10 protein-coding genes and 6 pseudogenes are annotated in these 9,954 nt (G+C 47.3%); 10 read left to right on the top strand and 6 right to left on the bottom strand.

Going from position 1 to position 9,954, the window contains the following annotated elements; all coding sequences use genetic code 11:
- Positions 1–677 precede the first annotated feature (677 nt).
- A complete protein-coding gene (locus SPM24T3_RS23615) occupies positions 678–926 on the top strand; it encodes an AbrB/MazE/SpoVT family DNA-binding domain-containing protein (protein WP_009639367.1) in 249 nt (82 codons plus the stop codon).
- Positions 927–1,259, top strand: coding sequence for an endoribonuclease MazF (gene mazF, locus SPM24T3_RS23610; RefSeq protein WP_009639366.1), 333 nt, complete (start codon positions 927–929; stop codon positions 1,257–1,259). It begins immediately after the preceding gene.
- Between the two features lie 381 nt (positions 1,260–1,640).
- Here the strand turns inward: mazF and SPM24T3_RS25260 are convergent.
- Positions 1,641–2,286: pseudogene (locus SPM24T3_RS25260) on the bottom strand (IS110 family transposase); the annotation flags it as partial.
- Positions 2,287–2,375: 89 nt separating this feature from the next.
- Between SPM24T3_RS25260 and SPM24T3_RS25030 the strand changes: the two are divergent.
- Positions 2,376–3,054: pseudogene (locus tag SPM24T3_RS25030) on the top strand (IS6 family transposase).
- Positions 3,055–3,132: 78 nt separating this feature from the next.
- Here SPM24T3_RS25030 and SPM24T3_RS25655 read toward each other — a convergent pair.
- Positions 3,133–3,377 (bottom strand): annotated as a pseudogene (locus SPM24T3_RS25655) (IS110 family transposase); the annotation flags it as partial.
- A 363-nt stretch (positions 3,378–3,740) separates the two neighbouring features.
- On the opposite strand from SPM24T3_RS25655, the gene frmR reads away from it, so the two are divergent.
- The 4 genes from frmR (at position 3,741) to fghA (ending at position 6,503) form a co-directional block, all read left to right on the top strand.
- A complete protein-coding gene (gene frmR / locus SPM24T3_RS23590; RefSeq protein WP_009639362.1) occupies positions 3,741–4,016 on the top strand; it encodes a formaldehyde-responsive transcriptional repressor FrmR in 276 nt (91 codons plus the stop codon).
- Between the two features lie 34 nt (positions 4,017–4,050).
- Positions 4,051–5,160 carry an S-(hydroxymethyl)glutathione dehydrogenase gene (frmA, locus tag SPM24T3_RS23585; protein ID WP_009639361.1) on the top strand — a complete coding sequence of 370 codons (1,110 nt, stop codon included), beginning with the start codon at positions 4,051–4,053 and terminating at the stop codon, positions 5,158–5,160.
- 43 nt (positions 5,161–5,203) lie between these two features.
- Complete coding sequence (locus SPM24T3_RS23580; RefSeq protein ID WP_009639360.1) at positions 5,204–5,602, top strand: VOC family protein; 399 nt, start codon at positions 5,204–5,206, stop codon at positions 5,600–5,602.
- Between the two features lie 64 nt (positions 5,603–5,666).
- The gene (gene fghA / locus SPM24T3_RS23575) at positions 5,667–6,503 is read left to right on the top strand and encodes an S-formylglutathione hydrolase (protein ID WP_009639358.1); all 837 of its coding nucleotides are present in this window, start codon (positions 5,667–5,669) and stop codon (positions 6,501–6,503) included.
- A 58-nt stretch (positions 6,504–6,561) separates the two neighbouring features.
- Here fghA and SPM24T3_RS25025 read toward each other — a convergent pair.
- Positions 6,562–6,783: pseudogene (locus tag SPM24T3_RS25025) on the bottom strand (DDE-type integrase/transposase/recombinase); the annotation flags it as partial.
- A 150-nt stretch (positions 6,784–6,933) separates the two neighbouring features.
- Between SPM24T3_RS25025 and SPM24T3_RS25650 the strand changes: the two are divergent.
- Both SPM24T3_RS25650 and dinQ read left to right on the top strand, forming a co-directional pair.
- Positions 6,934–7,218 carry a hypothetical protein gene (locus tag SPM24T3_RS25650; protein WP_157135357.1) on the top strand — a complete coding sequence of 95 codons (285 nt, stop codon included), beginning with the start codon at positions 6,934–6,936 and terminating at the stop codon, positions 7,216–7,218.
- 240 nt (positions 7,219–7,458) lie between these two features.
- Positions 7,459–7,551, top strand: coding sequence for a damage-inducible type I toxin DinQ (gene dinQ, locus SPM24T3_RS26200; protein WP_369699997.1), 93 nt, complete (start codon positions 7,459–7,461; stop codon positions 7,549–7,551).
- A 186-nt stretch (positions 7,552–7,737) separates the two neighbouring features.
- Here the strand turns inward: dinQ and SPM24T3_RS23570 are convergent.
- Positions 7,738–8,005, bottom strand: a pseudogene (locus SPM24T3_RS23570) (Tn3 family transposase); the annotation flags it as partial.
- A 122-nt stretch (positions 8,006–8,127) separates the two neighbouring features.
- On the opposite strand from SPM24T3_RS23570, the gene SPM24T3_RS25020 reads away from it, so the two are divergent.
- Positions 8,128–8,415 carry a hypothetical protein gene (locus SPM24T3_RS25020; protein ID WP_009639356.1) on the top strand — a complete coding sequence of 96 codons (288 nt, stop codon included), beginning with the start codon at positions 8,128–8,130 and terminating at the stop codon, positions 8,413–8,415.
- Positions 8,416–8,797: 382 nt separating this feature from the next.
- On the opposite strand, the pseudogene SPM24T3_RS25015 reads toward SPM24T3_RS25020, so the two are convergent.
- Both SPM24T3_RS25015 and SPM24T3_RS23560 read right to left on the bottom strand, forming a co-directional pair.
- Positions 8,798–8,899, bottom strand: a pseudogene (locus tag SPM24T3_RS25015) (transposase); the annotation flags it as partial.
- 503 nt (positions 8,900–9,402) lie between these two features.
- Positions 9,403–9,954, bottom strand: a 552-nt coding sequence (locus SPM24T3_RS23560) for an IS3 family transposase (RefSeq protein ID WP_009639354.1), incomplete at its 5' end; no start/stop codon positions are given.

The raw sequence follows: 9,954 nt of genomic DNA, 5'->3' as shown, positions 1-9,954 counted from the left end.
TATTTTCCGTGATATGAATGGTATATAATCCCTCAGCAGTTTGAAAAAATGGTCTTGACTCAGCTTTACCAGCTTGAACTGGTAAATATGGAGCAGCCTAGTACAGCCCCACATTACTAACCCGCCCTCTTTTCACTAATCTGTTTCCCTGCGGAGGATGTTATTTGTCCATCGGCTGGAATAGCTTGTTTTTTTAGCCATGCTTATAATGATTACCTCACCGAAATTTTCCCTAACCCCCTATCAACACCGGAGCTATATCTTTTATGCACACTTACCTGCAAATAGGTAAGTGGGATTATCTGCAATCAACCAATATTTAGCTGAAAATCATCAGGTCTTCGACCTGCTTAATTTCATTCAAGATCTACTTATTTGCTGGATAAGTTCTGTGGATAACGGGGAAAGCCGATAATGACCGCCCTTGCAGCGACCAGACTGCCGCGCCGGTTCGGCATGGTCGCTACGCTCCCCAACAAACTTTAGGTAGCACCTCTGGTCTTTGCCCAGAGGCAGGGCGTTAACGAAACGCACTACAGAGAAAAGGCGCTTTTCGCTCTTACCCATTTCATCGCTAAAAGTAAGCTAAAAAAACCTGTCTGCCAGGAAGAGGGTTGCTTGTAGATATATTTTTTATCCTCTACAATGTATCTACAAATGTGAGGAAGGAAATGTTAATGACAACAGTAACGCTAAAAAAATGGGGTAATAGTCCATCGATCAGGATACCAGCCAGCGTAATGCAAGCAGCAGCACTTAATGTTGAAGATAAGCTCGATTTGAAAATTGATGAAGCTGGCCAAATTGTTTTAATTCCATTGAAATATAAAGAGTATTCACTAGATGTACTATTATCAGGTATCACACCTGATAACATTCATGGAAAGATAGATTTTGGTTCCCCGGTTGGAAAGGAATTGATCTAAATGGTCTCACGCTACGTACCAAACTCCGGGGATCTGATCTGGCTGGATTTTGACCCCGTAGAAGGTCACGAACAGGGAGGCCATCGCCCAGCGGTCGTCCTTAGCCCTTTTTCTTACAATAACCCTGTAGGGCTGCTGCTTTGCGTTCCGTGCACCACCAAAGCTAAAGGCTATCCATTTGAGGTAGAACTATCGGGTAGCCGCGAAAGCGTTGCTATTGCCGATCAAGTTACCTGTGTTGACTGGAGAGCGCGAAAAGTAACAAAGAAAGGCACTGTATCGTCTGAAGAACTTGTTGAGATCAGAGCAAAGGCTAAGGCTCTAATCGGATGAAAAAATCCCTGCCGCGCTTTGCTTGGCCAACACCATTGTGATCGTGTGTTTTGACAAACAATAATCCATACTTATGAATATTACTGGGGTCCGTTTGGATATAGAGAATTATTGTACTATAAGGGCTTCCCCGGCATGTCAACGCCGGTATTCAAGGTTTCTGTCTGCTCTTCAGTCAAAATAAAGGGGAGAGACTACGGTACTATAACCGGCCATGATGAATCGTCATCGATTCGGGCCCTGATGAAAGACGCGCGTGAGGTTCTTGTTCGTTAAGCGGATACGTATATCCTGTACAATAGCCAGATGGGGCTAACCCTTTATCATCAACGAGTTGCAGGTCAGATGGTTATACTGCTTCGTGCTTTAGCTGGCTGAGTACATGGCCACAGCGGCACGCCAATATCCTCCACGCTCAACCAACGAACAAAACCAACGACTGAAAAATCAGTCTTTTTATCGACGCCAATCAGAACTGAACGTCCCCCCTGAACCAGCAGAGTTCGCAAATACGAATCACCAGCTTTCGTTATCCTGCCAAGCTTTGATTTTCCGCCGCTGCTGTATTGCGATGGTGTCAATCCCAGCCAGGTTACCAGCTGACGCCCATTCTTAAAATCATGAGCATTACCAATACTGGCGACCAGTGCACAGGCGGTTGTGGGGCCAATTCCTTCAGCTCCATTAATCGCTGGCTACAGTGATCAGTCTTTGCCGAACGAGACAGAATCCGGTCATATTCAGTAATTTTTTGTTCAATATGATCAATATGTTTCAGCAAATCATCGACACATTGCTGAACCTGAAGTGGTAAAGAACTCTTTTGCTCAGAAACTATATGCCGCAGGGCATCTGTGCTTTGTGGAGCAATGATGCCGCATTCAGATACCAGTCCTCTTAGTCGATTATATGTTGCTGTTTTCTCTTCTATAAACCCCTGCCGGGTACGGTGTAATTATTGCATCGCTTGCTGGCTTTCGTCCTTCACTGGTACAAATCGCATATGTGGACGACGAACCGATTCACAGGGCTCTGTTGCAAAAATCAGGAGGTGGTAAACTTATCGCCCCTTTTTTGCTGACTGAGTAATTCAAAGGCCGGCATTTTCAGCGTGACATCATCCTGTGGGCGGTACACTGGTACTGCAAATACGGCATCAGCTACCGTGAACTACAGGAGATGCTGGCCGAGCGTGGTGTGAATGTCGATCACTCCACGATTTACCGCTGGGTTCAGCGTTATGCCCCTGAAATGGAAAAGCGACTGGGCTGGTACTGGCGTAACCCTTCCGATCTTTGCCCGTGGCACGTTGATGAAACGTACGTGAAAGTCAATGGCCGCTGGGCTTATCTTTACCTAGCCGTTGACAACAGGGGCCGTACTGTCGACTTTTACCTCTCTCCATGTCGTAACAGCAAGGCGGCATACCGGTCCCTGGGTAAAATATTCAACAACGTGAAGGAGTCGCAGATCCCTCGATTTATCAACACAGATAAAGCGCCGACCTATGGCCGTGCGCTCGCACTGCTCAAACGCGAAGGTCGATGTCCGCCTGATGTTGAACACCGACAGATTTAGTATCGGAATAACGTCATTGAATGCGATCATGGCAAGCTGAAAAGGATAATCGGCGGCACACTGGGTTTAATTCATGAAGACGGCTTACGCTACAATTGAAGGTATTGAGGTAATGCGTGCACTGCGTAAAGGCCAGGCCTCACCGTTTTATTATGGTGATCCCTTGGGCGAGATGCGCCTGGTAAGCAGAGTTTTGAAATGTAAGGCCTTTCAATAAGATAAAAGGCTACCTTGTCGCGAACTTTGCAACAGTACCATTCACAGATAGCCTGTGCATCAGCAGCAGCATTACCGGGGGAGACACAAACTTTGCAGCCATCAGGCGTGGTTCATGACCATACTGCCGAAACAACCTTGCTCAGTAGTGAGCCCCGGAGCATGCCTCTATCCCGATAACACAGGGTGGCAACCCAGCGAGCAGTTCGGGAAGTGCAGCACGCGATACTTTGGGTTTGACCAGAACCGTCTTACTATTCTGGTCAACTCCGTGAACAGCGAACACGTTTTAGCAAGATCGATACCGACAGTAGTAATGGTCATAACGAATCCCTCCAGGGCTATGTTTACCCCATAATTGCACAAGAGTTAATCAGGCACATAATCAGGGGAAGTCCCTTCCATTCGTTAAGCACATTTTTTGACCATCACAGAGAGTCAATCTCTGGCGAAATTTAACAGAACCCTTTATGCATCAAATTCCGTATTCCGTAGATATCATTTTAGCAGTAACTTCCCTTCTATCTGTTTCACGGCAGCAATTAAACAACACAGTGTTTTATAAGACAAATGAAAACTGTCGGTGTTTGTTCTCTGTTATATCATACATACTATGAGGGAGTATATGTTGACTATTTTAATATACCCCACTATAGTATGTAAAATCAAAAAATAGTGAGGTAAGCAATGCCCAGTACTCCGGAGGAGAAAAAAAAGGTACTTACCCGGGTTCGCCGCATCAGGGGGCAGATTGATGCTCTGGAAAGAGCGCTAGAAAACGGCGCTGAATGCCGCTCCATTCTCCAGCAAATCGCCGCCGTCCGGGGCGCAACTAACGGACTGATGGCTGAGGTGCTGGAGAGCCACATACGGGAAACCTTTGACCAGAATGACAGCTACAGCCATGAAGTCAGTAAATCAGTTGACGATACGATTGATCTGGTTCGTGTCTATCTTAAATAGCTGAGGCCATTATTACATTGAGGATAAATTACACATGAAATCACGTGCCGCAGTTGCATTTGCTCCAGGGAGGCCCTTGGAGATTGTTGAGATTGATGTTGCACCGCCTAAAAAAGGCGAGGTACTGATTAAAAACACTCACACCGGCGTCTGTCATACCGATGCTTTTACCCTCTCAGGAAATGACCCTGAGGGCGTTTTCCCGGTGGTTCTCGGCCATGAGGGGGCAGGTATCGTCGTTGAGGTCGGTGAAGGCGTCACCAGCGTCAAGCCGGGTGACCATGTCATTCCACTTTACACCGCCGAATGCGGAGAGTGTGAATTCTGTCAGTCCGGTAAAACGAACCTCTGTGTATCGGTTCGCGAGACTCAAGGGAAAGGGCTGATGCCTGACGGGACCACCCGTCTTTCTTACAACGGTCAGCCTCTTTACCATTACATGGGGTGCTCCACATTCAGTGAATACACCGTAGTGGCCGAGGTTTCTCTGGCAAAAATTAACCCGGAGGCGAACCATGAACACGTCTGCCTGCTGGGCTGTGGCGTGACCACCGGTATTGGCGCCGTCCACAACACGGCTAAGGTGCAGCCCGGTGATTCTGTTGCCATTTTTGGTCTTGGCGCAATTGGTCTAGCTGCGGTTCAGGGGGCGCGTCAGGCAAAAGCAGGACGTATCATAGCCATCGATACCAACCCGTCAAAATTTGCCCTGGCCCGACAGTTCGGCGCCACCGACTGCATTAATCCGAATGACCATGATAAACCGATTAAGGATGTTCTGCTGGATATCAACAAGTGGGGAATTGACCATACCTTCGAATGTATCGGTAACGTTAACATAATGCGTGCAGCGCTGGAAAGTGCTCACCGTGGGTGGGGGCAGTCAGTTGTCATTGGTGTGGCAGGTGCCGGGCAGGAGATTTCCACCCGTCCTTTTCAGCTGGTTACCGGACGCGTATGGAAAGGCTCCGCTTTTGGCGGCGTAAAAGGCCGCACACAGTTGCCCGGCATGGTCGAGGATGCAATGAAGGGCGATATCGAGCTTGAGCCCTTTGTGACCCATACCATGACGCTGGATGAAATCAATGATGCCTTTGAGCTTATGCATGAAGGTAAATCTATTCGGACGGTGATTCATTACTGATCCCATCGGGACCTTAACAAACCCAAACTGAAGGAAGTGAATAATGGCAACACCTGTAATTTCTGGCGATGGGATCTTTTCCCATGTGTTCATCGGCGCATCCGACATTGAAAAATCCGCCGCGTTTTACGATGCTGTCCTGGGTACGCTTGGCATCAATAACCTCGGGCCGTTTGGCAATGGCTGGGTACTCTATGGTCGAGAAAAACCAGCCTTTATTATAGCACGTCCGGGGAACGGTGAAGCACCATCCGCCAACGGGGTGACTGTAGGCTTCGCTGCTGCCACCCCGGAAGATGTTGATGCTTTCCATGCCGCCGGCCTTGCCGCCGGTGGCGCTGATGAAGGTCAGCCTGGCCCTCGTGGCCACCTTCCTGGGGCCTATGCTGCCTACCTGCGAGATCCGGCGGGTAACAAAATCACGGCTTATACATTCATCTGAGGTCCGGATTTAAAGATACTTCCCCTGACTTCCGGTCAGGGGAATTAACCATGAGATAAGGCTGATGGAACTCATCGAGCAGCATGCTAGCTCTGGCGGCTGGCAAAATGTGTACCGCCATTATTCACAATTCCTTAATTGTGAAATGAATTTCGGTGTGTATCTTCCTCCGAAAGCAGTAACAGAAAAACTGCCGGTGCTGTACTGGTTGTCGGGCCTGACCTGTACTGAGCAGAACTTCATCACCAAATCGGGTATGCAGAATTATGCAGCCCGGCATAACATCATCGTCGTTGTCCCGGATACCAGCCCCCGGGGTAATAATGTCCCCGATGCCGACGGCTACGATCTTGGCCAGGGGGCCGGTTTTTATCTGAACGCGACGGAATGTCCGTGGAGTGTGCATTACAGGATGTATGACTATATTCTCAGGGAGCTTCCGGATGTCGTCATGAATCATTTTCCTGCAACGGCAAGAAAATCTATATCCGGTCATTCCATGGGAGGGTTGGGTGCTCTGGTTCTGGCTCTGCGAAATCCTGGTGAATATGTGAGTGTATCGGCATTTTCCCCGATCGTATCACCTTCTCAGGTGCCATGGGGACAACAGGCATTTACCGCGTACCTGGGTGAAAACAGAAAAACGTGGGAAGCCTACGATCCTGTCAGCCTCATTTTACAGGGTAAAAAATTACCTGAAATCTTCATTGACCAAGGGCTGAGTGACGCCTTTTATGAAGAGCAGTTACGTACCAAAAGCCTTGAGAGAGTATGCAGTGAGATGAACATCAATGCGTCGATCCGGTATCATACTGGTTACGACCACAGCTATTATTTCATTTCAAGCTTTATTGGTGAGCACATTGCTTACCATGCAAGCAGACTAAGGTTGTTCGGGTGATTTAATTAGCTTGTTGCAAAGTGATTGATGAGTTAGCCTGTTGTGTTATTGAAAGGTCTCATCTTTCAAAGACTCTGCACACCAGCCGCATCTCGCCCAGGGGATGCCCAAAATAAAATGATTCTGCCTGACCTTTCCGTAGCGCACGCCTCACTTCAATCCCTTTGATTGTGGCGTAAGCCGTCTTCATTGACTTGAAGCCCAGCGTGGCGTTGATTATCCGTTTCAGTTTTCAATGATCGCACTCGATTATATTATTCCGGTACTTTATCTGCCGGTGCTGTTCCTTCAGCTAAACAGTGGTATCAGTTTACCATCGTCAGATCTTTGCAACAGTGCCGGGTAAAGCGGGGTTGAACATTCGTTGCACCGATTGTGATCTCGACGTTGGTGAAATCTGACTGCCAGCAAAACTGTACGGTCGCGAGGGTTGGCCATTCTTATTTTGCCAGCAAACCACACGCCCGTACAAACGCCAGCACAGCAAAAAGGGTTTTCATGGGAAATTACACAATCAGAACAAATGAAGATCACGCCATCCGGGGGGGCGCAGGAGTGCATCGGGGCGGCTTCAGTCAGCAGAGCCTTTATGGAGCATCAGCATAATAAAGATGAGATCGCACTGCTGCGGCAGGCATTAGCTCTGGAATATGGAGCTGGACACATCAGTAAAGAAATTTCGTACCAGTTTGAATTCAATGTTTGCTCTGGCTGATACGAATCTTCTTTAAAAACTGGGGAGGGGTTACGCCACCGAAATTCTCCAGATTTCACGTAGCGCACGCTGGCTTTGATTTACTTCAGATGCAAAAAATCCCGACTGGTAAGATCGGGCTTTTTGGTTTTCCGGTGCTGAGTTGGTGCTCTGACCGGAGGGGGACTGTCTATACCTAACCATGTAGAAACCGCTGTAACAGGCAGTGTATGAGCAAGCAGCATTGTTATCTCTCCATTTATGGAGAAACGCATGGGAGCTTTTATTGATAAGGCAATCATGGTTCCGAGAGTGTTAATCGCGTTCCTGGAACTGATTCGCATGTTCTTCTAAGCATAACGGAAACGTAGCTAAGGCCGGGGGATAACCACCTCAGGCCTTTAATAAAAACTAAATTTAGTTACAACATTCAAAGGTTTTTTTAACTCACCCATACTTAAGAATCACCGTCCTGTCTTTTTTCCTGAAGAATGCGGAGCTGATTGAGGGGTTTGAGGGCCAATGGAACGAAAACGTACGCTAAGGAGATAATTTATTGTTTAAATTAAAATTTAATCCCTCTCCGTTCTCCTTTCAGAATATCCTCCGGTAGCGTGAACGTATAATGTCCCAGCATATTGATATGTCCGTGCATCAGCGGGGATAAACGGGCGATATCCTCATCACCGGTTTCTTCTCCATGGCTGCGCATCCAGCTCAGAGCTTCCTGCATATAAAGTGTGTTCCACAGTACCACCGCGTTCGTGACCAGTCCCAGTGCGCCAAGCTGATCTTCCTGCCCTTCACGGGGTGAGTTTGGAGATCGGATATTATTGTACGGTAAGACTGTTTTTGGAACTGGAAGGCGCGGAATCCGCTGGTATGAAGGCAGTGTGATAAAATACGAACCCCCATGAAAGGAGACTCCTAATGACGATTACTGCCTACTCCAGAACGTTTAAGCGTGAACTTGATGCCCGGCAGTTGGAAAGTCTTTTTGATAAAAATAATGTGGATTCAGCGCTGAGCTTTCGAGATTTTGTGAAGGCAAATATTGAATGCCCAGCCTGCAATGTTTCTGGCGGGCATTACGTTGCAGAGGCTAAATCGCAGTCGAAAGACAATATTGTAAAGCAGGCGCATTTTGCTTTTCGCGACAGCCAAGGAAAGGATACTCTCTTCCTTTCTGTGATTTTTACACCGGTTCAGACAAGCTAAATGTCGTTGCTAACGACGGGCGTGTTGAATTCATGCGTTCTGGTTCCAAAGCTACGCAGCAGATCGGGTTAATGGTCTGTGCCGGGATTGAAGCCAATGTACTCACTCAGCAAGACATTCGGAACATGCGACAGTGGTTCCTAGGCTTGCGTGAGCAAGGTTCTTTTATCTTCAATTTGAACCCACATATCGTACAGATTGCTAGAGCTTCTCTGATAAGAAACAAAAGAAATAGAGATCAGTACATTGTTGATGTCAGTGAAACCACAAACAGTTGGTTTGATATTGATTATGAAGTTTACCAGTCGCTATATTTCAAGTTCCCAGAGCTGGAGTTGGATCGTCGGGATGATCCCGAGCTATGGGGAGTAAGGCTCAAAGGGGTGATACCGGACTCACGGCAGACATCTTTAACGGTACGACCAGCTTCGACGGACTTCAGAACGGCGATAATCTGGTGTTCGGTGAATCGGATTTTACGCATGGAGATCTCCTCAGGGGACATAATCAGTATGTCGGAAGATCTCCATAAATGAATGGGCCGTTTTACAGGGATACTTACAGTAAGAGAAGGCGGCCAAAAAAAAAGCAACCGTTGCGGGTTGCTAAGGAGCGAGGCATGCGAGCCTCATAATACGGAAAACTCCGTTGTTATTATAAGTATGAACAGCGTATATAAATATAACTGAAAATGTATTCAGATACACAACATTTTGTTTCTTTCGGTAACAAATTAATTCATAATGTAGAGGTAGAGTGGATGTGTCTGACATTCGAGAGCTACCCTGCTGACGGCGGCATGCATTCCACTCTGCCCCTATTTCCCCCACAGAAACGGGACTACACTTCTAAGCTTTTCATTGACTTGCTATGTTCCCCAAGCCCCTTAGTCGCAAAATACCTATTGCCGCGTAAACGTACTTTCTAAAATAAGTAGGTAAAAAATCATCACGCATTCATAAAAGCATGTCCGCTGATTTGAAGTGGTCAACATAAACTGGCCACAGCTTTAGAGTTTTTCCAGAACAATCGTTCTGATTCATTCGGCGTCAAACCACCATTATATTGATGAGGTCTGAGCTGGCTGTAATATCCTGTGATGTAATTCGTTATTGCCGTGCTGGCTTTGCTAAAATTCGCGTAGCCCTTATCCGGTACCCACTCTGTTTTCAGGCTTCTGAAGAACCGTTCCATTGGGCTGTTATCCCAGCAATTTCCCCGGCGACTCAGGCTTTGCTTTATCTGATATCTCCACAGTAACTGTCTGAAATTCCTGCTTGTATAGTGACTGCCTTGATCCGAGTGATACAGTAAATTAGTCGGTTTTCCCCGTGCTTCCCAGGCCATCGATAGGGCTTTACCTGTCAGTGCTGAATCAGGGAAAAATGACATCGCCCAGCCAACCGGTTTACGGGAAAACAAATCGAGTACAACAGCCAGATAAGTCCAGCGTTTTCCCGTCCAGATATAAGTCACATCACCGCACCAGGCCTGATTAGGCTCGGTAACAGCAAACTGGCGATCCAGATAATTAGGGAT

This window comes from Serratia sp. M24T3, from assembly GCF_000257645.1.
GTDB lineage: Bacteria > Pseudomonadota > Gammaproteobacteria > Enterobacterales > Enterobacteriaceae > Rouxiella.
The sequence above is the reverse complement of the archived record's forward strand: the minus strand, read 5'-3'. Positions and strand labels throughout refer to the sequence as shown.

Excerpts from the sequence above, each read along its gene's own strand:
- dinQ (WP_369699997.1), top strand. The coding sequence starts at position 7,459 with ATGGAGAAACGCATGGGAGCTTTTATTGATAAGGCAATCATGGTTCCG.
- frmA (WP_009639361.1), top strand. The coding sequence starts at position 4,051 with ATGAAATCACGTGCCGCAGTTGCATTTGCTCCAGGGAGGCCCTTGGAG.
- SPM24T3_RS23615 (WP_009639367.1), top strand. The coding sequence starts at position 678 with ATGACAACAGTAACGCTAAAAAAATGGGGTAATAGTCCATCGATCAGG.
- SPM24T3_RS23580 (WP_009639360.1), top strand. The coding sequence starts at position 5,204 with ATGGCAACACCTGTAATTTCTGGCGATGGGATCTTTTCCCATGTGTTC.
- mazF (WP_009639366.1), top strand. The coding sequence starts at position 927 with ATGGTCTCACGCTACGTACCAAACTCCGGGGATCTGATCTGGCTGGAT.
- fghA (WP_009639358.1), top strand. The coding sequence starts at position 5,667 with ATGGAACTCATCGAGCAGCATGCTAGCTCTGGCGGCTGGCAAAATGTG.
- SPM24T3_RS25020 (WP_009639356.1), top strand. The coding sequence starts at position 8,128 with ATGACGATTACTGCCTACTCCAGAACGTTTAAGCGTGAACTTGATGCC.
- frmR (WP_009639362.1), top strand. The coding sequence starts at position 3,741 with ATGCCCAGTACTCCGGAGGAGAAAAAAAAGGTACTTACCCGGGTTCGC.